This is a genomic window from Ruegeria sp. AM9, assembly GCF_056540565.1.
Map to the genome: position 1 here is coordinate 1 of NZ_JBQFWY010000066.1, position 521 is coordinate 521.

The 521-nt window shown below is 58.9% G+C and carries 1 pseudogene; it reads right to left on the minus strand.

The annotated features are described in order from the left end of the window. Positions 1–521: pseudogene (locus tag ACR0DO_RS19620) on the minus strand (putative 2-aminoethylphosphonate ABC transporter permease subunit); the annotation flags it as partial.

Consider the following 521-nt stretch of genomic DNA (forward strand, 5'->3'; position numbering starts at 1 on the left):
CCAGCCGGAACACACCCTTGAAGCGCATGCAGCTGCGGTTCAGCGCATAGGCGAACCAGAAGGCCAGCGTGACGGTGATGATGGTGCTGACAACCGCAATCCACAGCGAGTTCTTGATTGAGTTGAACAGCGCCGGGGTCGAGAAATAGCTGATGAAGTTGTCAACACCGGTCGATTGCACCGGTCGCAACTGCACCCGGCGGAAGGTGTTGGAATCCAGCTCGACCCAATCGGTGCCTTTTTGCAGGTTCGATCCGATCAGGAACCGGCCATCGGGCACGGTGTTGCGAATCTGATACATCACCGGGCTGCGGAAACTGAAGTCGGGAAACAGCGGTGTCACCGACAACCGCCCGTCTGCCCCGGTCGAAAGCTCCTGGTCGGTATAGGCGCCGGTTTCAGCGTTCAACTGGGCGCCGTTCAGGATGGTTCCGCTGAACACGCCGTTGTCGTCGCTGACCTGGAATTCGTATTGCGACAGCTCCATCCGGTAGGTCGAGAACGACTTGGACAGCATCGCC